Annotated in this window: 26 protein-coding genes; 16 read left to right on the forward strand and 10 right to left on the reverse strand. The window is 71.1% G+C overall.

Annotated elements, in window-relative coordinates:
- The first annotated feature begins 42 nt into the window (after positions 1-42).
- The 6 genes from JYK18_RS31955 to JYK18_RS31980 all read left to right on the forward strand — a co-directional run bounded on the left by JYK18_RS31955 (position 43) and on the right by JYK18_RS31980 (position 6,597).
- Entirely contained in the window at positions 43-1,557 is a 1,515-nt protein-coding gene (locus JYK18_RS31955) for a sugar ABC transporter ATP-binding protein (protein ID WP_242582314.1), read from the forward strand.
- Positions 1,554-2,591 (forward strand): ABC transporter permease, encoded by a 1,038-nt coding sequence (locus JYK18_RS31960; RefSeq protein WP_206807133.1) that lies wholly within the window; start codon positions 1,554-1,556, stop codon positions 2,589-2,591. Before JYK18_RS31955 ends, JYK18_RS31960 begins: the two co-directional genes overlap by 4 nt.
- Positions 2,588-3,568: a galactofuranose ABC transporter, permease protein YjfF gene (gene yjfF / locus JYK18_RS31965; RefSeq protein WP_206807134.1), complete on the forward strand. Its 981-nt coding sequence runs from the start codon at positions 2,588-2,590 to the stop codon at positions 3,566-3,568. Before JYK18_RS31960 ends, yjfF begins: the two co-directional genes overlap by 4 nt.
- Positions 3,565-4,575 (forward strand): zinc-binding dehydrogenase, encoded by a 1,011-nt coding sequence (locus JYK18_RS31970; RefSeq protein WP_206807135.1) that lies wholly within the window; start codon positions 3,565-3,567, stop codon positions 4,573-4,575. Before yjfF ends, JYK18_RS31970 begins: the two co-directional genes overlap by 4 nt.
- A 79-nt stretch (positions 4,576-4,654) precedes the next feature.
- Positions 4,655-5,425, forward strand: coding sequence for an IclR family transcriptional regulator (locus JYK18_RS31975; protein WP_206807136.1), 771 nt, complete (start codon positions 4,655-4,657; stop codon positions 5,423-5,425).
- 104 nt (positions 5,426-5,529) lie between these two features.
- Complete coding sequence (locus JYK18_RS31980) at positions 5,530-6,597, forward strand: family 43 glycosylhydrolase (RefSeq protein ID WP_206807137.1); 1,068 nt, start codon at positions 5,530-5,532, stop codon at positions 6,595-6,597.
- On the opposite strand, the gene JYK18_RS31985 is transcribed toward JYK18_RS31980, so the two are convergent.
- Positions 6,594-7,517: an aldose 1-epimerase family protein gene (locus JYK18_RS31985; protein WP_242582316.1), complete on the reverse strand. Its 924-nt coding sequence runs from the start codon at positions 7,515-7,517 to the stop codon at positions 6,594-6,596. The two genes, JYK18_RS31980 and JYK18_RS31985, sit on opposite strands and share 4 nt — an antisense overlap.
- Positions 7,518-7,623: 106 nt before the next feature.
- Here JYK18_RS31985 and JYK18_RS31990 point away from each other — a divergent pair, with 106 nt between their 5' ends.
- The 6 genes from JYK18_RS31990 to JYK18_RS32015 all read left to right on the forward strand — a co-directional run bounded on the left by JYK18_RS31990 (position 7,624) and on the right by JYK18_RS32015 (position 13,508).
- Complete coding sequence (locus tag JYK18_RS31990; protein WP_206807138.1) at positions 7,624-8,226, forward strand: helix-turn-helix domain-containing protein; 603 nt, start codon at positions 7,624-7,626, stop codon at positions 8,224-8,226.
- Positions 8,227-8,265: 39 nt separating this feature from the next.
- The gene (locus JYK18_RS31995; RefSeq protein ID WP_206807139.1) at positions 8,266-9,654 is read left to right on the forward strand and encodes an aldehyde dehydrogenase (NADP(+)); all 1,389 of its coding nucleotides are present in this window, start codon (positions 8,266-8,268) and stop codon (positions 9,652-9,654) included.
- Positions 9,647-10,480: an SMP-30/gluconolactonase/LRE family protein gene (locus tag JYK18_RS32000; RefSeq protein ID WP_206807140.1), complete on the forward strand. Its 834-nt coding sequence runs from the start codon at positions 9,647-9,649 to the stop codon at positions 10,478-10,480. Before JYK18_RS31995 ends, JYK18_RS32000 begins: the two co-directional genes overlap by 8 nt.
- Positions 10,481-10,519: 39 nt before the next feature.
- Positions 10,520-11,467 carry a U32 family peptidase gene (locus JYK18_RS32005; RefSeq protein WP_206807141.1) on the forward strand — a complete coding sequence of 316 codons (948 nt, stop codon included), beginning with the start codon at positions 10,520-10,522 and terminating at the stop codon, positions 11,465-11,467.
- The gene (locus tag JYK18_RS32010; protein WP_206807142.1) at positions 11,464-12,612 is read left to right on the forward strand and encodes a mandelate racemase/muconate lactonizing enzyme family protein; all 1,149 of its coding nucleotides are present in this window, start codon (positions 11,464-11,466) and stop codon (positions 12,610-12,612) included. Before JYK18_RS32005 ends, JYK18_RS32010 begins: the two co-directional genes overlap by 4 nt.
- A gap of 197 nt (positions 12,613-12,809) precedes the next feature.
- On the forward strand, positions 12,810-13,508 hold the full coding sequence (locus JYK18_RS32015) for a glycoside hydrolase family 11 protein (RefSeq protein ID WP_242582320.1): 699 nt from the start codon (positions 12,810-12,812) through the stop codon (positions 13,506-13,508).
- Here the strand turns inward: JYK18_RS32015 and JYK18_RS32020 are convergent, their stop codons facing one another.
- Together JYK18_RS32020 and JYK18_RS32025 are read right to left on the reverse strand one after the other, a co-directional pair.
- Entirely contained in the window at positions 13,509-14,333 is an 825-nt protein-coding gene (locus tag JYK18_RS32020) for an intradiol ring-cleavage dioxygenase (protein ID WP_206807143.1), read from the reverse strand. It abuts the gene before it with no gap.
- A 66-nt stretch (positions 14,334-14,399) separates the two neighbouring features.
- Entirely contained in the window at positions 14,400-15,038 is a 639-nt protein-coding gene (locus tag JYK18_RS32025) for a LysE family translocator (protein WP_206807144.1), read from the reverse strand.
- A 140-nt stretch (positions 15,039-15,178) separates the two neighbouring features.
- Here JYK18_RS32025 and JYK18_RS32030 point away from each other — a divergent pair, with 140 nt between their 5' ends.
- Positions 15,179-16,315, forward strand: coding sequence for a CdaR family transcriptional regulator (locus tag JYK18_RS32030; protein WP_206807145.1), 1,137 nt, complete (start codon positions 15,179-15,181; stop codon positions 16,313-16,315).
- 79 nt (positions 16,316-16,394) lie between these two features.
- Here the strand turns inward: JYK18_RS32030 and JYK18_RS32035 are convergent, their stop codons facing one another.
- Positions 16,395-16,802 (reverse strand): organic hydroperoxide resistance protein, encoded by a 408-nt coding sequence (locus JYK18_RS32035; RefSeq protein WP_206807146.1) that lies wholly within the window; start codon positions 16,800-16,802, stop codon positions 16,395-16,397.
- Positions 16,803-16,886: 84 nt separating this feature from the next.
- On the opposite strand from JYK18_RS32035, the gene JYK18_RS32040 reads away from it, so the two are divergent.
- Positions 16,887-17,369, forward strand: coding sequence for a MarR family winged helix-turn-helix transcriptional regulator (locus tag JYK18_RS32040; RefSeq protein ID WP_206807147.1), 483 nt, complete (start codon positions 16,887-16,889; stop codon positions 17,367-17,369).
- On the opposite strand, the gene JYK18_RS32045 is transcribed toward JYK18_RS32040, so the two are convergent.
- Genes JYK18_RS32045 through JYK18_RS32070 form a run of 6 tightly spaced genes read right to left on the reverse strand, consistent with a single transcriptional unit; the run spans position 17,366 to position 22,636 of the window.
- On the reverse strand, positions 17,366-18,643 hold the full coding sequence (locus JYK18_RS32045) for an MFS transporter (RefSeq protein ID WP_206807148.1): 1,278 nt from the start codon (positions 18,641-18,643) through the stop codon (positions 17,366-17,368). The genes JYK18_RS32040 and JYK18_RS32045 overlap by 4 nt on opposite strands.
- Positions 18,644-18,648: 5 nt before the next feature.
- A complete protein-coding gene (locus JYK18_RS32050; RefSeq protein WP_206807149.1) occupies positions 18,649-19,677 on the reverse strand; it encodes an Ldh family oxidoreductase in 1,029 nt (342 codons plus the stop codon).
- 51 nt (positions 19,678-19,728) lie between these two features.
- On the reverse strand, positions 19,729-20,484 hold the full coding sequence (locus JYK18_RS32055; protein ID WP_206807150.1) for an IclR family transcriptional regulator: 756 nt from the start codon (positions 20,482-20,484) through the stop codon (positions 19,729-19,731).
- Positions 20,485-20,539: 55 nt separating this feature from the next.
- Complete coding sequence (locus JYK18_RS32060) at positions 20,540-21,067, reverse strand: dihydrofolate reductase family protein (protein ID WP_206807151.1); 528 nt, start codon at positions 21,065-21,067, stop codon at positions 20,540-20,542.
- A 23-nt stretch (positions 21,068-21,090) separates the two neighbouring features.
- On the reverse strand, positions 21,091-22,110 hold the full coding sequence (locus tag JYK18_RS32065; RefSeq protein WP_206807152.1) for an RNA polymerase subunit sigma-70: 1,020 nt from the start codon (positions 22,108-22,110) through the stop codon (positions 21,091-21,093).
- Positions 22,100-22,636: a helix-turn-helix domain-containing protein gene (locus tag JYK18_RS32070; RefSeq protein WP_206807153.1), complete on the reverse strand. Its 537-nt coding sequence runs from the start codon at positions 22,634-22,636 to the stop codon at positions 22,100-22,102. Before JYK18_RS32070 ends, JYK18_RS32065 begins: the two co-directional genes overlap by 11 nt.
- Before the next feature lie 56 nt (positions 22,637-22,692).
- On the opposite strand from JYK18_RS32070, the gene JYK18_RS32075 reads away from it, so the two are divergent.
- A complete protein-coding gene (locus JYK18_RS32075) occupies positions 22,693-23,622 on the forward strand; it encodes an alpha/beta hydrolase (protein ID WP_307796147.1) in 930 nt (309 codons plus the stop codon).
- Positions 23,619-24,338: a TylF/MycF/NovP-related O-methyltransferase gene (locus JYK18_RS32080; RefSeq protein ID WP_206807155.1), complete on the forward strand. Its 720-nt coding sequence runs from the start codon at positions 23,619-23,621 to the stop codon at positions 24,336-24,338. Before JYK18_RS32075 ends, JYK18_RS32080 begins: the two co-directional genes overlap by 4 nt.
- The last annotated feature ends 13 nt before the right edge of the window (positions 24,339-24,351 follow it).

Consider the following 24,351-nt stretch of genomic DNA (forward strand, 5'->3'; position numbering starts at 1 on the left):
CCGGCGCCGGGATCTCCACTCCCACGAAGAGGGGCACGCGAAATGGACAGTGCGCCGATCCTGACCATGACCGGCATCCGCAAGCAGTTCCCCGGGGTCGTCGCTCTCGACGACGTCGGTTTCCGCCTGTTCCCCGGCGAGGTGCACGCGCTGATGGGCGAGAACGGCGCCGGGAAGTCCACGTTGATCAAGGTGCTCACCGGGGTGTACGAGATCGATGCCGGGGCGATCGAACTGGGCGGGGAGCCGGTGGCCTTCAGCGGTCCGGCGCAGGCCCAGCGGCACGGCGTCAGCACGGTGTACCAGGAGGTGAACCTCTGCCCGAACCTGTCGGTGGCGGAGAACATCTTCCTCGGCCGCGAACCCCGGAAGTTCGGCCGCATCCAGTGGGGCCTGATGCGCAAGCGCGCCCAGGAGCTGGTGCGGCGCCTCGATCTCGACCTCGACGTGACCAGCGAACTGGGCGGGCACTCGATCGCCGTGCAGCAGCTGGTGGCCATCGCGCGGGCGATGGAGGTGTCCGCGCGGGTGCTGGTGCTCGACGAGCCGACGTCCAGTTTGGACACCGGCGAGGTGGACAAGCTGCTCGGCGTGATCCGCTCGCTGCGCGCCGAGGGCGTGGCGATCCTGTTCGTTTCGCACTTCATCGACCAGGTCTTCGCCATCGCCGACCGGATGACCGTGCTGCGCAACGGGAAACTGGTCGGGGAATATCTGGCCGGGGAGATCACCCCGGTGGCGCTGGTGACCAAGATGATCGGCCGCGAACTGGACACCCTGGAGGAGCTGGAGGAACCCCGCCGCGACTGGGATCCGGCGGAGAAGACACCGTTCGCCACGGCGACCGGACTCGGCCGCAAGGGCGCCATCGAGCCGTTCTCGCTGACCATCCGCGAGGGCGAGGTGGTCGGCCTCGCCGGGTTGCTGGGTTCCGGGCGCACCGAGCTTGCGCGCCTGTTCTTCGGCGCCGACCACAGTGACACCGGCACGCTCGAACTGGACGGCCGCTCCTCGGCCCCGCGCACGCCGAGAGCGGCGATGGCCGCCGGGGTCGCTTTCTGCTCGGAGAACCGCAAGGCCGAGGGCCTGATCGAAGACCTCACCGTGCGGGAGAACATCATTCTCGCGTTGCAGGCCACCCGCGGCTGGACCCGGCCGATCTCCCGGCGGCGCCAGGACGAACTGGCCAAGAAGTACATCTCGGCACTGGGCATCCGCCCGGCCGACCCGGACGTCCCGGTCGGCACGCTGTCCGGCGGCAACCAGCAGAAGGTGCTGCTCGCGCGGTGGCTGATCACCGAACCGCGGCTGCTCATCCTGGACGAGCCCACCCGCGGCATCGACGTCGGCGCGAAGGCGGAGATCCAGAAGCTGGTCGCCGAGCTGGCCGACGGCGGCATGGCCGTGTTGTTCGTCTCGGCCGAACTGGAGGAGGTGCTGCGGTTGAGCCACCAGGTGGCGGTGCTGCGCGACCACCGGATGGTCGACTGCCTGCCGAACTCCGGGCTGACCCCGGAGGCCATCATGCGCACGATCGCCGAAGGAGCGCCGTCATGAGCAAGTACCGGCTGTTCTGGCCGGCCGCCGCGCTGGTCGCGCTGCTGCTGGTGAACCTCGCGATCTCGCCGTCGTTCTTCGCCATCCAGATCCGCGACGGGCACCTGTACGGCACGCTGATCGACATCCTGCGCTTCGGCGCGCCGCTGGTGCTGGTCGCGCTCGGCATGACGCTGGTGGTGGCCACCGGCGGCATCGACCTGTCGGTGGGCTCGGTGGTCGCCATCGGGGCGGCGATCGCCTGCGCGCAGATCAGCACGCTGCCGGACCAGAACGCCGCGGGCGGGGTGTTCGGCGCCCTCGGCGTCGCGCTCGCGCTGTGCCTGCTCTTGGGGCTGTGCAACGGTTTCCTGGTATCGGTGATCGGGATCCAGCCGATCATCGCCACGCTCATCCTGATGGTCGCCGGGCGCGGACTGGCGCAGCTGGTCACCGGCGGGCAGATCATCACCGTGGACTCCGACCCGTTCCGGGTGCTCGGCGGCGGGTACTGGCTCGGCCTGCCCGCGCCGATCCTGATCGCGCTCGGCGTGGTGGCGGCGACCGCGCTGGTGGTCCGCCGGTCCGCGCTCGGGCTGCTGGTCGAGTCCGTCGGCGGCAATCCCGAGGCGAGCAGGCTGGCCGGGGTGCGGGCCCGCGGCCTGCTGGTCCTCGTGTACGTCTTCTGCGGCCTGTGCGCCGGGCTGGCCGGGTTGATGGTCAGCTCGAACGTCTCCAGCGCCGACGGCAACAACGCCGGGCTGTGGATCGAGCTGGACGCGATCCTGGCCGTGGTCATCGGCGGCACGCTGCTCTCGGGCGGCCGCTTCTCGCTCGGCGGCACGGTGCTCGGCGCGCTGCTCATCCAGACGCTGTCCACCACCGTCTACACCGTCGGGGTGCCACCGGAGTCGACGCTGCTGGTCAAGGCGCTGGTGGTGACCGTGGTCTGCCTGGTCCAGTCCCCGGCGTTCCGGGCACGGCTGCGACGGCGGCGAAAACCACCCGCCCCGGTCCCCGCCTCCGCGGAACCGAAGGTGGAGGTGCCCGCATGAGCACGGTGACCGCCACCCCGGTGCGCTGGCGGCAGGCGCGGTACCTGCCGATCGCCGCCTCGCTGGCCCTGCTGATCGTCGCCTACGGGTTCGGCGCCACCCGCTACCCGGCCTTCGGGGACGGGCAGGTGGTGCTGAACATCCTGATCGACAACGCCTTCCTGCTGGTGGTCGCGGCCGGGATGACCTTCGTGATCCTGACCGGCGGCATCGACCTCTCGGTCGGCTCGGTGGTCGCACTGTCCACTGTGCTCTGCGCCGAACTGCTGCGCGCCGGCCTGCCCGCGCCGGTGGTGATGCTCGCGGTGCTGGCCGTCGGCGCGGTGCTCGGCCTCGGCATGGGGTCGATCATCCACTACTTCGAGATCCAGCCGTTCATCGTCACGCTGGCGGGCATGTTCCTGGCGCGCGGGCTGAGCTACACCCTGAGCACGGAGTCGGTCTCGCTGGACGACCCCCTGTTCGTCGCGATCGCGCAGACGCCGGTGGAACTGCCCGGTGGGCTGCGCGTGTCGATCAGCGTGCTGATCGCGGTCGCGGTGTTGCTGGTGGCCGGGTACGTGCTGCACTACACGCGGCTCGGGCGCACGGTCTACGCGATCGGCGGCAGCAACCGGTCCGCGTTGCTGATGGGCCTGCCGGTGGCGCGCACCCGCGTCGGGGTCTACACGATCAGCGGGTTCTGCTCGGCGCTCGGTGGAATCCTGCTCACCTTCTACACGCTGTCCGGGAACTCCCTGCACGCTGTGGGCATGGAACTGGACGCGATCGCGGCCGTGGTGATCGGCGGCACCATTCTCACCGGCGGGTCCGGTTACCTGGCCGGGACCGTGCTCGGCGTGCTGGTGCTGGGCGTGATCCAGACGCTGATCACCTTCGAGGGCACGCTCAGCTCCTGGTGGACGAAGATCGTCATCGGCGCGCTGCTGCTGGTGTTCATCCTGCTGCAGCGGCTCATCGCGGGTCGTGCGCGGTGAACCGGTCGGTGTGGATCGACCGGCCGGGGGAGCTGGTGGTGCGGGAGGCCGAGCCCGCCGAGCCGGGGCCGGGGGAGGCGCTGGTCCGGGTCGCGTGGTCGGGGATCTGCGGGTCGGACCGCGAGATCATGCAGGGCACTCGGCCGGCCGAGTACGTGCGGTACCCGGTGGTGCCGGGGCACGAGTGGTCGGGGCGGGTCGCCGCGGTCGGTGCCGGTGTCGGCGCGGACCTGGTCGGCGCGCCGGTGGTCGGCGAGGGCATCCGGTCGTGCCAGGTGTGCGCGGCCTGCCGTCGCGGGGACACCAACCTGTGCGACGGCCCGTACGAGGAAACCGGGTTCACCCAGCCGGGGGCCTGGTCGGATCACGTCCTGGTGCCCGCGCGCCTGCTGCACCGCCTGCCGGAAACCGCGGACCTGCGCGCGGCGGCGGGCCTCGAACCGGCCGCGTGCGTGGCGGCGGCGTGCCTGAAGCTGGCTGTGCACCCGGGGGAGCGGTGCGCGGTGGTCGGCGCGGGCATGCTCGGGTTGCTGGCGGTGCAGTTGCTGCGGGCGGCCGGGGCGGGGGAGATCGTCGTGGTGCACACGCGCCGGGACCGGTCCGCGCTGGCCGCCCAGTGCGGTGCCGATTCGCTGGTGCTGCCCTCGCAACTGGACTCGCTGGCGGGTTCGTTCGACGCGGTGCTGGAGGCGGCGGGCGCGCCGGGCACGGCCTTCAACGCCGTGAGCCTGTCGCGGCGTGGCGGTCGCGTGGCCCTGACCGGCATCCCGGCCTCGGACGACCAGCCGCTGGACCCGGTTTCCCTGGTGCTGAACGAGATCACCGTGCACACGGTCTTCGGCGCCCCACCACGGGCGTGGACGCACGCGGTCCGGGCGTTCGCCTCGGGCGCGCTGGACCCGGGTCTGCTGGTGACCCACGACGTCGCACTGGAGGACGCACACGAAGCCTTCCGCATCCTGGCCGAGGAACGCCACAAGGCGGTGAAAGTCCTCTTGGCACCTTGATCCTTCGTGGGCTGTTCGAAATTTCGGACGCGGGCGGGTAGAGTCCAGTAGTCCAGGAAGTGCGGTGGTCGGAGGTGCCATGAGTCGTGCGGTTCCGGCGGTCAGCCGCGCTCTCGACATTCTCGAACTGTTCCGCGCGGACGAAGAACTGAGCGCACCGCAGATCGTGGGCAAACTGGGCCTCCCGCGCACCACCGTGCACGAACTGCTGAACACCCTGGCCGACCGCGGTTATCTGAGCCGCCTCGGTGAGGAGGGCACGCGCTACCGCCTCGGCATGCGGTTGTTCGAGCTGGGGGGTGCCTACGAGTCGCGGCTGGACCTGGCGCGCGAGGGGACCGTCGCCGCGGCGGCGGTTTCCGCGCGCAGCCAGGAAACCGTGCACGTGGCCGTGCGCGACGGCGACGAAGTCCTGTACGTGGCCAAAACCGACAGCACCCATTCCGTGCGCATGGTTTCCGCGGTGGGCAGGCGGCTGCCCGCGCACTGCACCGCGGTCGGCAAGATGCTGCTCTCGGCGTTGTCCCGCACCGAGTTCGACGTGCTGTACCCGCCCGCGCGGCAGCTGACCAGGATGACCGCGCGCAGCCTCGCCACGCCCGCCGAACTGTGGCAGGCGCTCGACCGCGTCCGCGCCGACGCGCTGGCGCACGAGTTCTGCGAATCGAACGACGCGGTCAGCTGCGTCGCCGCCCCGGTGCACGACCGCACCGGCGCGATGGTCGCCGCGCTGAGCCTCTCCGTTCCCGTGCACCGCTGGACTTCCGTGCCGGGCACCCAATGGGACGAATGGGCCCGCGAGGGCGCCGAGAACCTCTCCCGAGCACTGGGCGCGCCGAACACGCGTTAGTCCATTCCCGTTCGGTATGCCGGACGCCGTCTGAATGGCTCTTGACCGTGAGGGTGTTAGCGCTCACAGTTGTAAGGCATCGTCGCTGTCGAAGGGACCGTTCAATGCCGAACCCCCATCGCCCCGCCGTTTTCGGCCGCCGTGGCGCGCTGCGCGCGGGAGCGGCCCTCGCCACCGCCGGTCTGTTCGCCACCCCCGCGATGGCCGCGGGCAGCACCCGCCAGACGGTGAACCCGCTCATCAAGCAGCGGGCTGACCCGTTCATCACCCGGCACCGCGGCCGCTACTACTTCACCGCCTCGGTCCCCGAGTACGACCGGCTGATCATCCGCTCCTCGCCCACCATCGGCGGGCTGGCCACCGCCGCGGAGACGGTGGTCTGGCGGAGACCGGCGAGCGGGGTGATGGGCGGGCACATCTGGGCGCCCGAACTGCACCGCATCGACAACCGCTGGTACATCTACTTCGCCGCGGGCAACTCCGACGACGTCTTCCACATCCGCCCGTACGTGCTGACCACCGCGGCCGAGGATCCGCGCACCGGCCCGTGGACGGTGGCCGGGCGGATCAGCCTCCCGCTGGACACCTTCTCCCTCGACGCCACCACCTTCGCCCACCGCGGCAGGCGGTACCTGTGCTGGGCGCAGCACGATCCGGCGCTCGGCCCGGGCACCAGCCTGTACCTGGCCGAGATGTCCTCACCGAAGGCCATCACCGGCACGCCGGTGAAACTGTCCACCCCGACCCACGACTGGGAAACCCGCGGCCACCGCGTCAACGAGGGCGCCGCCGCGCTGATCCGCAGCGGGCGCGTGTTCCTCACCTTCTCGGCCAGCGCCACCGACGCCAACTACTGCATGGGCCTGCTCACCGCGAACGAGTCGGCGAACCTGCTCGACCCGGCGTCCTGGCAGAAGTCGGCGCAGCCGGTGTTCCAGACCAGCCGGGAGAACGGGCAGTTCGGCCCTGGGCACAACAGCTTCACCACCGCCGAGGACGGCGCCGACGTGCTGGTCTACCACGCGCGGCAGTACGAGCAGATCACCGGCGACCCGCTGTACGACCCCAACCGGCACACCCGCGTGCAGCGGTTGCGCTTCGCCGCGGACGGCACGCCGGACTTCGGCGTGCCGGTCGCGGACGGGCCGGTCGACCTGTCCCGGCACGGTTAGTCCGAATGCGACAGTCCCCAGCCACCGCGGAAGATCTCACCCGGCGCCAGCGTGATGAGCCCGTCGCCGGTGTTGAACGCGTCCGGCGCGCAGGTCATCGGCTCGACCGTGATGCCCTGCCGGGCCGGTCGATCGGTGCCCGGCACGTCGTCGGTGTAGACCTGCAGGTAGCGGTGCGCGCCGTCGGCCCACACGGTGACCGTGCGCCCGGACGGCGCGGACAGCCGTACCCGCGTGATGCCGTCCGCGTCGGCGGTCAGTCCGGTGTAGGCGGTGTCCAGCGCGATCGGGCCCAGCTCGCGGCCGCCGCGGAAGTCGAAGTCGGTGCCCGCCACGGACGCGCGGCCGGTCGGGATCAGGTTCGCGTCGGTCGGGTAGTAGGTGTCCGCCGGCAGGTCCACCCGCAACTCGTCGACGGTGTCGGTGAGCCGGATGTACGGGTGGTAGGCGGCCCCGAAGGGCGCCGGGCCGGTCCCGGTGTTGGTGGCCTCGAGCGTGCAGCGCAGTCCGGTCGCGTCCATCGCGTAGGTGAGTCGCAAGTGGAGGCTGAACGGGTAGCCGTACTGCGGGCGCAGCCGGTGCTCGAGGGTGACCGCGTGCTCGCCGTGGTCGGTGATCGTCCACTCGACCCAGGTCAGCAGCCCGTGCAGGGCCGCGTCGCGCGCCGGTTCGGTGATCGCCACCTGGTGCTCGCGGCCGTCGAAGGTGTAGCGCCCGGCGGCGATCCGGTTGGGCCACGGCGCGATGGCCTTGCCCTGGTGGCTGTCCCCGAGCTCGGCGGGGTCGTGGGTGAGCAGCAGTTCGGTGCCGCCGGTCCGCCACGACAGCAGGGTGGCCGCGACCGCGCCGATCACGGCTTTGTCCTCGCCCCAGCCGATCTCGGCGAGCGGCCCGGCGGCGCCGGGCGCGACAACGGTCATCGGAACTCCTTGGGGTGCGGTGATCAGTGGTATTTCGAACAGGCGCCGGGATTTCGCTGCCGGAACGCTATCCGGCGCCGCCCCGCCCGGTCAAAGGGAGGCGCCGGTGGTGCGTGAGATCCCCGCTGTGGCACGAGCGCTCGACGTGCTGGAGTACGCCCTCGCGGAGGGCAGGGTGAGCGCCGGTGAGGTCACCGCGCGGCTCGGGGTGCCCCGGACGACCGCCCACGAACTGCTGGCCACGCTGGCCGATCGCGGTTACCTCGCCCGGCCGGCCAAGCGCGCGGCCTACACGCTCGGCCCCGGGGTGGGCAGGCTGGGGGAGTCGTGGGCGGTCCGGCAGCGGCTGGAGGGCGAGGGCGCGCCGCTGGCCAAGGCGCTGGCGGCCTGGTACGGCCACGAGGTGGCGATCGCGGTGCCCGCCGGTGAGCGGGTGCGGGTGGTCGCCTGCTCCGGGCCGGCCACCGGCGGCACCGAGGTGCTCGGCCGCGTGCTGACCGGAACCGGTGGGGTGGAACGGGAAATCGCCGACGAGGAGGTGCACCTGGCGGCCGGCGTGCGCGGCGCGTGGGGGCCGGTGGCCGCGCTCGGCCTGCGGGTGCCGCGGGATTCCTGGCTCCGCATCCCGGCGGCGCAGTGGGACGCGCGGGTGGCCGCCGGGGCGCTGCGGCTCGGGCGCGTGTTGACGGGCGCGACCACCGGTGTTTAGGATTTCGAACAGCATCCGAAATATCGAACAGGAGGCGGAATGTCGTCCGACCTGCTCCGTGTCGCGACGGTAGCCGCCAGGGAACTGGCCGACTGGCCGCCCGAGCGGCTGGCCACGGCGATGAACCTGGTCGCCGACGCGCTGGCCGCGGCCGGGGACAAGCTGGTGCCGATCGCCGCCAGGGAAAGCAATCTGCCGGTGGCGCGGCTGGAGGGCGAGCTGGCGCGGACGCTGTTCCAGCTCCGCCTGCTCGCCGAAGAGGTCACCGCGCCCGGCTACCGCGAGCCGGTGGTCGATCACGCGGATCCAGACTGGCCCGCCGGTGGCCGTCCGGACCTGCGCCGCCTGCTGCGCCCGATCGGGCCGGTGCTCGTCTTCGGGGCCAGCAACTTCCCGTTCGCCTTCAGCGTCGCGGGTGGGGACACCGCCTCCGCGCTGGCGGCCGGCTGCCCGGTGATCCACAAAGGACACCCAGGTCACCCGGAACTGGCCGAGGCGACCGCCGCCGTGGTCACTGGTGCGCTCGGCCGCGCCGGTGCGCCCGACGGCACGTTCGCCCTGCTGCGCGGGGAAGAAGCGGCGAGGTCGGCCCTGCAGGCGCCGGAGGTGAAGGCCGCCGCGTTCACCGGCTCGCCCGCCGGCGGCCGGGCGCTCTACGCGCTGGCCGCCTCCCGCCCGGACCCGATCCCGTTCTACGCCGAGATGGGCAGCGTGAACCCGGTCTTCGTGACCCCGGCCGCGGCCGCGGCCAGGCAGGCCGAGATCGCCGCCGGCTACAGCGATTCCTATCTGCTCGGCGCCGGGCAGTTCTGCACCAAGCCCGGGGTGCTGTTCTACCCGGCGGCCGCGCTGCCCGAGTTCGAAACCGCGGTGGCCCAACGGGTTCGGGCCAGGGACGCGGCGCCCCTGCTCAACGAGCGCATCGCCGAAGCACACGCGCACCGGCGGGCCGAGCTCGCCGCGCATCCGGCGGTCCGGGTGATCGAAACGGGTATCGACAGCGCCAAACCGGCGTTGCTGGCCACCACCTGGGACCAGTTGCGAACCGCCCCCGACGTGCTGCTGGCCGAGTGCTTCGGCCCCACCTCGCTGCTCGTGTCCTACGACGGTGAACACGAACTGCTCGCCGCCGCCCGGTTGTTCACCGGTGAACTGACCGCGACCGTCCACGGTGAACAGGGGGAGCAGGTGGCCAAACCGCTGGTGCGCCGCCTCGCCGAGTTCGCCGGGCGGGTGGTCTGGAACGGCTGGCCGACCGGCGTCGCGGTCACCCGCGCCCAGCACCACGGCGGCCCGGCCCCGGCCGCCACCGGTACCTTCACCTCGGTGGGCACCGCGGCGATCCGGCGGTTCCAGCGCCCGGTCGCCTACCAGGACCTGCCCGGTGAACTGCTGCCGCCGGCGTTGCGGGACGGCGACCATGACTGAGGCGATCACCGAAGCGCTGGCCTGGCACGGCGAAGGCCCCGTGTGGTGGCAGGACACCCTGGTGTGGGTGGACATGCTCGCCGGCGACGTGCTGTCGCTGGCTCCCTCGGGCCAGGTGACCCGCGTGCACGTCGGATCGGTGGCCGCGGCCCTGCGCCCGCGCCGTTCGGGTGGCTGGGTGCTGGCCACCGAACGCGGATTCGCGCTGACCGACGAACTCGGCGGCCCGATCACCTCACTCGGTCCACTGTGGATCGACGACGGCATCCGGATGAACGAGGGCGGCTGCGACCCCGACGGCCGGTTCTACTGCGGCTCGATGGCCTACGACGCCAGGAAGGGCGCGGGCGCGTTGTTCCGGCTCGCCCCGGACCACGGGGTCGAGCGGGTGTTCGGCGACGTCACCATCTCCAACGGTTTCGCCTTCAGTCCCGACGGTAATACGGCGTATTACGTCGACACCCCCACCGGCCGCATCGACGCGTTCGACTACTCCAGCCACGACGGCCTCACCGAGCGCCGCGAGTTCGCCAAGGTCGAGCCGCCCGGCCAGCCTGACGGCCTCACCGTCGACGCCGAGGGCGGGGTCTGGGTCGCGCTGTGGGGTGGTTCGGCGGTGCGCCGCTACGACTCCGGCGGGGTGCTCGACGCGGTGCTCGAACTGCCGGTGAACCAGGTGACCGCGTGCACCTTCGGCGGCCCCGGCCTGGACCGCCTCTACATCACCACCTCCCAGGTGGACACCGCGCCCGACCACCGCGCCGGGGCCGTGTTCGCCGCCGAACCCGGCGTCGCCGGCCTGCCCGCGCTCACCTTCGCCGGCTGACCCGAACCGCTGGCCGACCCGAACTGAGAGGCACCCACCGTGCAGAGATTCCGCAGCTTGCTCGGCGAACTCGGGTTCGCCGAGTCCGACCACGAACTGCCCGCCAGCACCAAGCGCTTCCCGGACGGCGCCCAGTACCGGGTGGAGATCCCCAGCGTCGAAGGGCCCGAGGTGTTCGAGGCCGTGCTGGCCGAGGCCACCGCGCGCGACGTGCCGGTGCACCGGGTCTCCCAGGGCAGCGGCGGCATGCTGCTGACCAGGGACGAGCTGCGGCGGATGGCGGAGCTCGGCGCCGGCACACGCACCGAGGTGAGCCTGTTCGCGCGGCCGCTGGCCGGCTGGTCCACCGGCGCCGCCGCGCTGGCCTCGGGCGCGGGCGCGCTCGCCGCGCAGGCGCGGGGCACCGAGCAACTCGTGCACAACCTCGCCGACATCGCCCGATCCGCCGACGCGGGCATCCGCAGCGTGCTGATCACCGATCTGGGCACGCTGGAACTGGGCGCCGCCTGCCGGGACCGCGGCCTGCTCCCGGCGAACCTCCAGTTCAAGATCAGTGTCCAGATGGGACTGTCCAACCCGGTCTCGATCCGGCTGGCGCAGCGGGTCGGCGCGGACACCTACAACGTGCCGACCGACCTGAGCCTCGGCCAGCTGGCGGCCGTGCGCGCCGCGGTGGACCTGCCGCTGGACATCTACCTGGAGTCCCCGGACGACCAGGGCGGCTTCGTCCGGCACTTCGAGATCGCCGAGATCGTCCGGGTGGCCGCGCCGGTGTACCTCAAGTTCGGCCTGCGCAACTCGCCGAACATCTACCCCAGCGGCTCGCACCTGACCGACGTGGCCATCCGGCTGGCCCGCGAACGGGTGCGGCGCGCCGAGATCGGCCTGGCGCTGCTGGCCGAGCTGATGCCGGACGCGGTGATGTCCGAGCTGGGGGCCGAAGGAATCGCACTGCCGGAACCGCTGAACCAGGGAGCAGCCCGATGAAGATCACCGCGGTGGACACGTTCGTGCTCGGCACGCCGTGGCGAGACCTCACCTTCGTCCGCGTCACCACCGACGACGGGCTGGCCGGCGTCGGCGAGACGCGCATGCTGGGCCACACCAAGGCATTGCTGGGTTATCTCGCCGAAGCGGTGCCGCGGCACGTGATCGGGCACGACCCGTTCGACACCGAAGCGCTGGTGCAGCGGATGAAGTACGGCGACTACGGCCGTGCGGGCGAGATCGTCATGTCCGGCATCGCCTGCGTGGAGATGGCCTGCTGGGACATCATCGGCAAGGCGCTCGGCCAGCCGGTGTGGCGGCTGCTCGGCGGCAAGGTCCGCGACCGGGTCAAGGCCTACGCCAACGGCTGGTACACAGTGGAGCGGACGCCGGAGGAATTCGCCGCCGCGGCCAGGAAAGTCGTCGAGCGCGGGTACCTGGCGATGAAGTTCGACCCGTTCGGACCGGGGCAGTGGGAGCTGGAACCCGCCGAGCGGCGGCGCTGCGTCTCGCTGGTCGAGGCGGTGCGCGACGCGGTCGGCCCGGACGTCGAGCTGCTGGTGGAGATGCACGGCCGGTTCGCGCCCGCGGAGGCCATCCGGATCGCGCGGATGCTGGAGCCCTACGACCCGGCGTGGATCGAGGAGCCGGTGCCGCCGGCCAACCTCAAGGCGCTGGCCACGGTGGCGGCCAAGGTGAACATCCCGGTGGCCACCGGTGAGCGCATCCACGACCGCGTCGAGTTCCGCGAACTGTTCGAATCCGGTGCCGTGGACGTGATCCAGCCCGACATCGGGCACCTCGGCGGCATCGCCGAGACCCGCAAGCTGGCGGCCACCGCCGAGGCGCACTACGCGCTGATCGCCCCGCACAACGTGGGCGGCCCGGTGCTCACCGCGGCGAACCTGCACCTGGCCGCGTGCACGCCGAACTTCAAGATCCAGGAGCACTTCAACGACTTCGCCGACGAGCACGTGAAGCAGGCGGCGCCGGGCCTGCCGGAGGTGATCGACGGGTACTTCGCGCTGCCGGACGCCCCCGGCCTCGGGGTGGAACTGGACCCGGACTTCATCACCGGGCACCCGTCCACCGGCGCCTTCTTCGACTTGTTCAAGGAGGGCTGGGAGCGGCGCGGCACCAGGTAACGAAACTTTCGGTCTGACTGGCCCAGGCACGTCTCCGCAGTGGGTGAAATGCCCGCTTCGCTCTTCGCGGAAATGGTCTGGGCCAGGCGGGATGGCTTTCGGTATGTTTCCGAAAACTGTTCGAAACTTGTTGACAGCCTCGTGGTGGCCGACCAAGACTCGGAAGGGTCTCCCGCCGGCCTCAACGAGGAGGAAACATGACCAGGGACGACTCGGCCGAAGGCCAGCCCCACCCGATCAACCGCCGGATGTTCCTCGGCGGCACCGGCGCGCTGGCGCTCACGGCCACGTCCGCGCTGGTGCTGCCCGGAACCGCGGGCGCCGACACCACCGTCACCACCAACCAGACCGGTAACCACAACGGGTACTACTTCTCGTTCTGGACCGACGCCCCCGGCACGGTGTCGATGACACTGAGCAACGGCGGGAACTACCGCACCAACTGGAGCAACACCGGCAACTTCGTCTGCGGCAAGGGCTGGAGCAACGGCTCCCGCCGGACGGTCAACTACTCCGGCAGCTTCAACCCCTCCGGCAACGGCTACCTGTGCCTCTACGGCTGGACCTCGAACCCGCTCGTCGAGTACTACATCGTGGAGAGCTGGGGCAACTACCGGCCGACCGGCTCGCACCGGGGCACCGTCTACAGCGACGGCGGCAACTACGACATCTACTACACCATGCGGCACAACGCGCCCTCGGTCGAAGGCACCAAGACCTTCCCGCAGTTCTGGAGCACCCGGCAGTCGAGGCGGGTCGGCGGCTCGATCAACACCGGCGCCCACTTCGACGCCTGGAAGAGCAAGGGGATGAACCTCGGCAACTTCAGCTACTACATGATCATGGCCACCGAGGGGTACCAGAGCAGCGGCAACTCCAACATCACGGTGAGCTGATCACCGCCCGTCCCGGTCCGAGTCGGCGGACAGGACCAGGGCGCCGAGATAGCCGTCCGCCTGCCGGGTCACCTTCAGCAGCATGCTCTCCTCGAAGATGCTGTCGCCTTCGTTGAAGGTGTCCCGGCCGGTGTGCGCGGCGTAGGGCTCGTTCTCGAACACCGCCGAGTTCAGTGCCTCGTCGAACATCAGCTGGCTGGTCAGCACGCGCTCGTTGCTCACGTGCACCATCACGTGGATGTGCACGGTCCGCCCGCGGTACCAGCCGGGCCAGATGGTGGTGAACCCGACGACGCCCTCGGCGTTGGTGACCTGCGCGCCGCGCAGGTATCGCTGGTCATCGGTCGGGGTCAGGTCGGCCATGCCGTCACCGGCACCCGTGCCGCCCGGCGGCGGCCCACCGGCGGGAGGGGCACCCGCGGGCGGGCCGCCGCTTCCGCTGGACCGCGCTTCGGCGCCGGAGTACAGGCCGGCCGCGTCGCAGTGCCAGATCTCGACCACCGCGTTGGGCAGCGCCGCGCAGGTTTCGCTGTCCTGGAGCTTCAGCGCCAGCCGCAGCGTGGTGCCCGGACGCTCCTCACGGATGTCGGCCCGCACCTTGTCGGCGTCGAAGTAGTACGGGCCCTGGGTGGTTTCCGGGGTGAGCACGCAGGTTCCCGCGCCGCTGAACACGTCCTCGGTGGCGGCCGCGGTGGTGCTCGCGGCCGCGGTCTGTTGCGGCTCGCTGGTGGAACAGGCGGCGAGCAGGCCGGTCAGGCTGAGCGAGCTGATCCCGGCGAGCAGGCGACGGCGGCTCACCCGCTGCCCTTCGTGGTGGTCGGTCATGGCAGCCACGCTAGGTACCGCGGATGGCCGCCGCCTGTGCGAACGCTGTGCGTTCCCTATGCGTCGCTAGACGCTCCGGTCGGCCACCAGGCGCACGGCGAGGGCGCCGAAGATTGCCGCGGACACGCGGTCGAGCCAGCGGCGGATCGACGGGCGCCGCAGCAGCAGAGCGGCCAGCGCGCCGGCGGTCAGCCCGACCGAGCCGTCCACCGAGAGCCCGACCGCGATGAACACCGCGCCCAGCACCAGGAACTGCGCCCACAGCGGCCACGCGGCGTCGGCGTGCAGGAACTGCGGGAAGAAGGCGAGGAAGAACAGGATCACCTTGGGATTGGCCAGATTGGTCAGGACCGCCAGCACGTAGGTGCGCCGCAGGCTGCGGTCCGGCACCGGCTCGGGGTCGGTGTTCGCCAGCGCCTGCTTGGACGAACGCAGCGTGGTCACCGCGAGGTAGACGAGGAACGCCGCGCCGGTGATGCGGATCGCGTCCAGCACCGCCGGGACCGCCTGCAGCAGCGCGCCGAGCCCGAGCGCGGCGGCGACGGTGTGCACGGCGAGGCCGGTGGACATGCCGAGTGCCGCGACCACGCCCGCTCGTCGCCCCTTGGCGATCCCGTTGGCGACGATGAACAGCATGTCGGGCCCGGGCACCAGGCTGATGACCAGCGCGGCGGCCACGAAGGCCAGCAGTACGGAAAGATCCACAACGCCATCAGAACACACCGGAACCGGTGGCGGGTAGCGGTTTTCCGGCCCGGGTCGTTGCTGTCGAGCGGAATCGGTGCTTCCGGCCGCGCGGCGGGTTCACTACGCTCTGCCGGTCACCTCTTTTCGAGGGAGCCGGTGTGAGCGATCTGTTCGAAGTGCTGGAAAAACGCGCCGAAGCGAACGCGCGGGCGGAGATCATCGCCTACGGCCGCGAAATCCCGGATTACCGGCGGGAAGCCGCGGATCCGCGCGGGCACGCGGCGATGCTCGACTACGCCATCTGGTTTCGCCGCCATACCGTCGAAATGACGCGCGAGAACACGCAATTGGGCGAGGAAGCGCTTGCTTTCATCGGGGAGATCGGCAGGCAGCGGGCGAGCAACGGGTTCAGCACGCGGTCCGCGGAATCGGTGCTGGTGCTGCACGCGAACCTGATGCTGCACGAGATCCACGACGCGGCGGGCGACGGTGAGGACCTCAACGCGCTGCTCCGGCTGACCGCGTGGTTCGGCACGCAGGGATTGCGCGGAACGGCCGCCTACATGCGCGGCTATCTGGACGAACAGGCGTTGCGCGTCAAATTGGCGCAGCGGGTGAGCAATTTCGCCGAATCGCTGCTGGCGGACGCGGCCACCGCCGGGGAAATCGCGCGGAGTCTCGGGGTGACCGCGCACGAGGAATACGTGGTGGTGGTCCTCCGCTGCCCGGCGACGCCGGAGACTGGGGAAATCGTGGAACTGGCGTTCAAACAACACGGCGTGCCGTTGTTGTGGCGCCAGCCGGACGAGGTGGTGGCGCTGATCCCGGCCGGGCACGGGGACCCGCTGACCGTGGTCAAGGCGCTCGCCGAGCTGACCGGCGGGCCGTGCGCGGTGGGAGCGGCCACCGGGCGCACGGGTTCGCTGGCCGAGGCGCTGGCGGTGGCCGGCCGGGTGGCGCGGGTGGCGCCCCGGGAGCGGGTGCCGCACGCGCTGTACGGGATTCCCGAGGTCTTCGTGGAACTCGGCGTGGCCAGGGTGCCCGAGGTCGACGAGTGGCTCGGCGACCTGGTGCGGTGCCTGGCCAACGGGCCCGACCTGGTGGCCACCCTGGACGCCTACTACCGCAACGACATGAACCGGCTGGTCACCGCGCTCGCGCTGCACATCCACCCGCGAACGCTGGACTACCGGCTGGGCCGGGTGCGCGACCTGGCCGGGGTGGACCCCGGCTCGGTCCGCGGCATCCGCATCCTGAGCAGCGCGGTGGCCCGAGCCCTGCGCGAACCGGACTGAGCTGAATGCTATGAGTGGGGCATTACTTGCGGTGAATGCAAGTAATGCCCCACTCATAGCATTCGAAGGGGTGGGTGGGTTACTCGACGACGAGTTCGACCGGGATGTTGCCCCGCGTGGCCTTCGAGTAGGGGCAGACCTGGTGGGCCTGCTCGACCAGCTTCCGGCCGGTGCTCTCCTCGATCTCGGCGGGCAGCTCCACGCGCAGGGTCACCGCGAGCGCGAAGCTGGTGTCGTCCTTGTCGATGCCGACTTCGGCGGTCACCGAGATGTCCTTGGTGTCCACCTTCTCCTGGCGGCCCACCAGCCCGAGCGCGCTGGCGAAACAGGCGGCGTACCCGGCGGCGAAGAGCTGCTCGGGGTTGGTGCCCTTGCCGCTGCCACCGAGGGCGGGCGGCATGGCCAGGGCCAGGTCGAGCTGGCCGTCGGAGCTGACCGCCTTGCCTTCGCGGCCGTTGGCGGTGGCTGCCGCGGTGTAGAGCGCCATGGGATTCCTTCCGTCGGGATCGAGGTCTGCCCCGAAAGAGTTGCACACAACTGAGTTGTGCGCAACCTAATGTAGGCTGGACGCATGATCGCGAGCCAAGAACCCGTGACGGCGGAGGAGCTGCTGCGCCTGGACAACCAGATCTGCTTCGCGCTGCACGCGGCGTCCCGCGCGTTCGGCACGCTGTACCGGACCGCGTTGCGCGAGCTGGATCTGACCTATCCGCAGTACCTGGTGATGCTGGTGCTGTGGGAGTCCGACGGGGTCCCGGTCAAGGAGATCGGCGCGCGGCTGCGGCTGGACTCCGGCACGCTGTCCCCGCTGCTCAAGCGGCTGGAGGGCGCCGGGCTGATCCGGCGGTTGCGCAGCGAGCAGGACGAGCGCTCGGTGGAGATCCACCTGACCGCGGCCGGGGAGGCGTTGCGCGAGCGGGCGCTGGACGTGCCGCGGCAGATCGGGGCCGCCACCGGGATGCCGGTGGCCGAGCTCAAGGACCTGCGCGCCAGGGTGGCCGCGCTGACCGCCGCCATCGACGGCACCGCCGACACCGAAGCGGGCTGCCCCTAACGCGCGATGTCCACCTCCTTGCTTTCCTTGGACAGCGCGAAGGCGACGAACGAGACCACCGCGGTGAAGATCATCCAGACCGCCACCAGCCAGCCCCTGCCGTCCGCCTGGGCCACCAGCGCGGCGGCGATCAGCGGCGAGAACCCGCCCAGCGCGGCGCCGATCTCCCGTGACGCGGCGAACCCGGTGTAGCGCACCCGCGCGCCGAACAGTTCGGCGTAGAAAGCGGGCTGCACGGCGATCATCGGCGCGAAGCCGAGCGTGGTCGCCACCACCAGCGCCAGCCAGATCAGCGCCGGCTCCCTGGTGTCGAGCAGCAGGAAGAACGGGAACGCGAACGCGGCGGTGAAGACCACGCTGAACAGGTTCAGCGGCCGCCGCCCGATCCGGTCGGACAGCGCGCCGTACACCGGTTGCAGCGCGATCACCGCCACGCTGAACAGGATCACCCCGGTCAGCCCCACCCAGCGCTCCATGCCGAGCGTTTTGGTCAGGTACGTGACGGTGTACGTGGCGTAGATGTAGACGACCGCGGTGTCGCAGATGTGCGCGCCGATGCCGATGCCGAAGTTGCGCGGATACCGCCGCAGCGCGTCGAAAACCGGCAGCGACACGGTGCTCTGCTTCGCCGACAGCTCGCGGAACACCGGCGATTCGGCGACGCGCAGCCGGACGTAGAGCGCGACCCCGATGAGCACGAAGCTGAACCAGAACGGGATCCGCCACGCCCAGGCGAGCACGGTCTCCCGGCCCAGCTGCTCGACCAGCAGGAACACCACCGTGCCTGCCAGCAGTCCGATTTGGACACCGGTCTGCGCGAACGAGGTGAAGAAGCCGCGCCGCCGCGGTGGCGCGTGCTCGGCGAGCAGGGTGGACGCGCCGCCGAACTCGGCGCCGGCGCCGAGGCCCTGGCACATCCGCAGCACGGTGAGCAGGATCGGCGCGGCGATGCCGATGCTGTCGTAGGTGGGCAGCAGGCCGATCAGCCCGGTGGACACGCCCATCACCAGCGTGGTCACCACCAGCGTGGACCGGCGGCCGATGCGGTCGCCGAGGTGGCCGAACAGGAACCCGCCGAGCGGGCGCACCGCGAAGCCGACGCCGAAGGTGGCGAAGCCGACGATGGTGCCCATCGCCGGGTCGGCGGTGCGGAAGAACAGCTCGTTGAACGCCAGCGTGACGGCGAAGCCGTAGATGAAGAAGTCGTACCACTCGAGCGCGGTGCCGACCACGGAGGCACTGACCACGCGGCGCAGCTCGGCGGGGGCGGTCATGATCACTACTCCCTCGGTAGGGCGTGCAGTTCCTGCCAGACGGACTCGGCCAGCGGGATGCCGTCGCGTTCGCGTTCCCGCCGGACGCGGTCCTCGGGTTCACCGGGGACGAGGACCTCGGTGTGCCCCTCGGCCGTCCCGGTCCGGTGCAGTGCGGCGCAGAACTGCTCGGTCCGCTCCCGGAACTCCCGCGGGGCCTGGAAGGCGGCGATGTCGAAGGCGGCCAGCACGGTGCCGAAACCGCCGCGGTAGCCGGGCATGCTGCCGATTCCCGTGCCCGAGATGAGCCCGCCGACGATCTCGATCAGCACGCTCAGGCCGTACCCCTTGTGCCCGCCGAACGGCAGCAGCGCGCCGCCGGTGTAGAAGTCGCGGGGATCGGTGGTCGCGCGGCCGTCCCGGTCGAGCACCAGGCCCTCGCGAATGCCCTCACCGCGATCGCGGGCGACGGCGAGCTTGCCCTCGGCCACTCCGGAAGTCGCCCAGTCCATCACCACGGGCGGCGCGCCTTCGGCCCGCGGGACGGCCCAGGCCAGGGGATTGGTGCCGAGGCGGCGTTCGGCGCCGCCGTGCGGGGCGACGGTCGGATCGGCGTTGCCGAAGGCGATGCCGATGAGGTCGTGCTCGGCCAGGAGGGCGACGTACTCGCCGAGCCTGCCGACGTGGTTGCAGTCGCGGATGGTGGCGATGGCGGAACCGGCGCTCGTGGTTGTCCGCCGGAGTTCGCGCACGGCCCGGTAGGCGGCGAGCTGGCCGAACGCCTGCCTGCCGTGCACGACCACCGCCCCGGGTCGGACCTGCTCGGCTTCGGGCCGGGCACGGGGGTCGATCCGCCCGGCGCGGATCTGCTGGAGGTAGGCGGGCAGGCGCCGCACGCCGTGGGAATCGTGGCCGAGCAGATCGGACCGCACCAGCGAGGCCGCCACCCGCCGCGCGTCCACTACGGACACCCCGGCGCGGTGCAGGATGCTCGCCGCGAGGTTCTCCAGCGCGGGTGCCGCCACGCGTCGCCGTTCCGTCTGACGGAACGTCATTTCACCACCATCACCCGATGGTGGCAGAAACCCCCTGGTTTGTGAACCAGGTCACAGTGAGTGAGGAGCGCCCAGCGCCCGGGAGGCCGCCGAAGCGGCTTCGGCGACCAGGGCGGCGACGTGGTCGTCCGGCTCGGCCAGGTGGACCAGCGTCGCGGCGGAGAGGGCGCCCAGTGGTTGCCCGGTGTGGTCGTGGACCACCGCGCCCACCGCGCGCACGCCCGGTTCGTTCTCCTCGTGGTCCTCGGCGTACCCGCGAGCACGCACGGTGGCGAGTTCGGCCAGCAGTGCGTCGACCTCGGTGATGGTGTGCGAGGTCCGCGCGGCCAGGCCGGTCCGCGCGGTCAGCGCGCGCACCTCCGGATCCGGCAGGCTCGCCAGGATCGCCTTGCCGATCGACGTGCAGTGCAGCGGCAGGCTCATGCCCACCCGCGACGCCAGGTGGTACGGCTTCGCGCCCTCCAGCTTCGCCACGTACACCGCCTCGTCCCCGGACCACAGCGCCAGGTGCACCGTCCAGCCGGTGCGTTCCTGCAGCTCACGCAGCACCGGCCGGACCTGCTCGGCCACGTCGAGCCGCTGCAGGAACCGGCCGGCCAGGCTGAGCAGCCGCGGCCCGCCGACGTAGCTGCCGTGCCCGTCCGGGCGGGCGAACCCGTGGCGCACCAGGGTCTGCAGGATGCGGTGCACGGTCGGCTTCGGCAGCCCGGCGGACGCGGCGATGTCGGCGATGCGCGAGTGGTCGGCGAGCGCTTCGAGCACGCTCAGCGTTTTGTCCGCCGCCGACAGCGGAGCCTGACCTGCCATGGCACCAATGTAGGCGAGCGACGATCACCACGCCCCGCTCTCAGGGGACGGGACGTCAGCGGACCACCCGGAACCACAGTTCGTCCTCGCGGATCCGGTCCAGCCGGACGTTCGTGCCGCCCGGGTGGTCGAACAGGCGGACCCCGTCGCCGAGCAGCACAGGGACGGCGAAGACCAGGATCTCGTCCAGTTCATCGGCGGCCAGGCACTGCCGGGCCACGTCGGCGCCGAGCACGTTGACGTACTTGCCCCCGGCCGCGGCCTTCGCCAGCGCGACGGCCTTGGCCAGGTCGTCGACGAAGGTGACGCCGGGGACGGGGACCGCGGGCGCGTGGTGGGTCAGCACGAACTGCGGGCCCGACCAGCCCCCGCCGAAGGCCTCGCCCGCCTTCTCCGGGTCGTCGCGGTACGGGTCGTCACCGCCGTAGCTCCGGTTCCCGGCCAGGATCGCGCCGATCCGGGGGATCAGCTCGTCCACGGCCGGTGCCGGGCCGAGGTGCTCGGTCAGCCAGGACATGTCGCCGCCGGGACCGGCGATGAACCCGTCCAGCGACATGCTGGCCGAGTACAGGAGCTTGCTCACGGACTGCCTCCTCGTTGGTGGGCCTACCCGTGTTGTGACGCCGAGGAAACCGGAAACTCATCGGTCCACGTCCCGGGCAGCCCGAACAGCGGGAACAACGCCGGGTCGTGGAAGGCGTGGGCCTCGGCGACCAGGTCGTGCTCGACCCGCACCAGCGAGATCGCGAACGCCCGGAACTCGTCGTCGCCGGGGCGCTGGACGTAGCCCGCCACGGCGAGCTGGTGGTTGGCGGCGATCGGGTGCATCCGGAACCGGCCGACGTAGTCCGGTGAGCTGGTGTCCCAACTGGACGTCAGCGCGGCGACCACCGCGTCGCGGCCCTGGAACCACAACGGCCACGGCGGCATCGTGGTCCGCACGTCCTCGGCCAGCAGCGCGCCGACCGCGGCCAGATCGGCCCGTTCCATCGCCTCGATGTACTTGCGCAGCACGGCCCGCTCGGCTTCGGTCGGGCTCGGCCAGTCGAGCCGCCGTTCGGGCAGGTGCTCGCGCAGCGTCGCCCGTGCCCGCTGGAGCGCGCTGTTGACCGAGGCCACGCCGGTGTCGAGCTGCCGCGCGACCTGTTGGGCGGGCCAGCCGAGCAGGTCGCGCAGCAGCAACGCGGCCCGCTGGCGCGGCGGCAGGTGCTGCAACGCGGCCAGGAACGCGAGTTCGATCGTCTCGCCCGCGATGACCTCGGCGTCCGGTTCGGCGTCGACGGGCGCGGCGGGTTCCCAGAGGTGGTCGGGGAACGGTTGCAGCCACGGGATGTCCTCGCGCGGCTCCTGCGGCGTCCGCGGGTCCGACGGGCCGGTGCGGAGGTGGGGGAGGACCCGCCGGGACCGGCCCGCCAGCACGTCGAGGCAGGCGTTGGTGGCGATCTTGTACAGCCACGCGCGCGGGGTGGAGCGTCCCTCGAAGCCGTCGATGGCCCGCCACGCGCGCAGGAATGTCTCCTGCACCAGGTCTTCGGCCTCGTCGAACGAACCGAGCATGCGGTAGCAGTGCACGCGCAGTTCCCGCCGGTGCTGTTCGGCCAGTGCGGCGAATTCGTCAGCGTCCATCGTCGTTTTCCGGCTTCTCGGTGGGGAAGAGGATCGGGCTGAGCAGGTACTGCGCGCGGCCGGGGGCTGGTTCGTTGCGCAGGTGCGGCACGATCGCCTCGCGCAGGCCCTCGATCAGCGCGGCGAGTTCGGCCGGGTCGAGCCAGAGCGCGTGCTGGCGGTAGCCGACGAGGTCCTCGGCCGGGTCGGCGTTCTCCCGGTCGAGGTAGGCGTTGAACTCCGCGATCAGGATGGTCATCGCGACGCCGAACCCCCGCCGGTGCTCGTCGGGGGAGACCACGGCGTCGATCACCGCGCGCTCGCGGTTGAGCCGGTACCGCCGCTCGACGGCGCCGCGGACCCGCTGTTCACCGTCCACTTCGAGCACTCCGGCGTCGGCGAGCAGGCCGACGTGGCGGTAGACGGTGGCTTTCGAGACGTCGGGCGCGCGATCGCACAGCTCGGCGGTGGTCAGCGCGCGATCGCCGGTGAGGGCGTGCACGAGGCGCAGCCGGACCGGGTGCACCAGCAGTTCCAAGGTGTCCACGCGGAAACGGTCTCACATCGTGCTACCGTTCTCAAAAGATGCGAAAGGTGGTCGTTGTGACGGACGAAGCCGGAAAGCCGCCGCTCGGGCGGCGCTACGAGATCAACGGGAAGCGGCTGGCCCTGTACCGGGACGGCGAGGGCGGGCCCGCGGTGGTGTTCCTCCCGGGCGCGGGACTGGTGGGGCTGGAGTTCCTGAACCTGCGCGAACGTGCCGCCGAGCTGACCACGAGCGTGCTCTACGACCGCGGTGGCACCGGCTGGAGCGACGCGACGGAACTGCCGCGCAGTGCCGAGGCGGTCGCGGTGGAACTGCGCGAACTCCTGCGGGCCGCGGAAATCCCGGCGCCGTACGTGCTGGCCGGCCATTCGCTGGGCGCGTTCTACGCCCGCCGGTACGCGCAGTTGTTCCCCGGCGACGTGGCGGGCCTGCTCCTGCTCGATCCCGGCCACGAGGACATCTACGACTACCTGCCCGCCGAGGCGGCGGCGTTGAACGAGCAGATGTCCGCCGACGTGCCCGAAGTGACCGCGGAGCAACTGGAACAGTCGCGGGTCGCGCTCGCCGAGTTGTACGCCGCCTGGCCGGATTCCGTGCTGGGGCCGCTGATCGAGAACAGGCTGGCGCTCTGGCGGACCGGCCTGGACGAGACGGCCAATTTCGAAAGCGAGCTGTACGGCGAACTCCGGGCCGGCGGCGCGCTGCCCGACGTGCCGCTGATCGTGTACACCGCGATGGGCCGCAACCCGTACTGGGCGCAGTTCGTTTCCGGTGACCTCGAACGGCGGTTGCACGAGGGCCTGCACTCGATGCACGCCGCGCTCGCCGCGTCGGTGCCGCGGGGGGTGCACCGGACGCTCGACGACGCGTCGCACCAGTACCTCCACGTGGGGCACACCGACGAGCTGGCCACCGCGATCGGGGAACTGGTCGGCAATTCCAGGAGAAGAGGATCCGGGGCAGGAATTGATAATCTCGGTGAATGACAGCATGGTATGAATCGCAGCGATTTCTCCGCAAACTCCGGCGATTCTCCGCCGGGGCGTCGGCCGGGGCCGAACACGCCGAGCACCTCGAACTGTTCCGCCGGTTCTCCCCGTACAGCCTGATCACCGAAGACCTTTTCTGCGACAACCTGGCACTGGTCCGGGAACGGCTGCGCGACCTCGACGGCGCCGTGGTCGAATGCGGGACGTGGAAGGGCGGCATGGCCGCGGCCATGATGCAGCTCGGCGGGCCAGGGCGCTCCTACCACTTCTACGACTCCTTCGAAGGCGGGCTGCCGCAGGCCACCCCCACCGACGGGGAGGACGCGATGACCTGGCAGGCCGCCACCGACGACCCGCTGTACTTCGACAACCTGCGCACCCGGGCGGAGGATTTCCGGGCGCTGGTGGGCGAAGCGGGCTTCCCGGCGGTGCACGTCCACGAAGGCTGGTTCGAGGACACCGTGCCGCGCTACGACGGCGAGCCGATCGCCGTGCTGCGGCTCGACGGCGACTGGTACGACTCGACCATGGTCTGCCTGGACCACCTCTACCCGCACGTGAAGGCCGACGGCATCATCATCCTCGACGACTACGACGCCTGGGACGGCTGCAGCCGCGCGGTGCACGATTACCTTTCCCGGACGAAATCCACCGCGCGCCTGCGCCGGTTCGGCGACACCGGGATCACCCTGCTGCACAAAGTGGACGACTGAGCCGGAAAACGCA

Origin of the sequence: Amycolatopsis sp. 195334CR, from assembly GCF_017309385.1 — a bacterium.
GTDB lineage: Bacteria > Actinomycetota > Actinomycetes > Mycobacteriales > Pseudonocardiaceae > Amycolatopsis.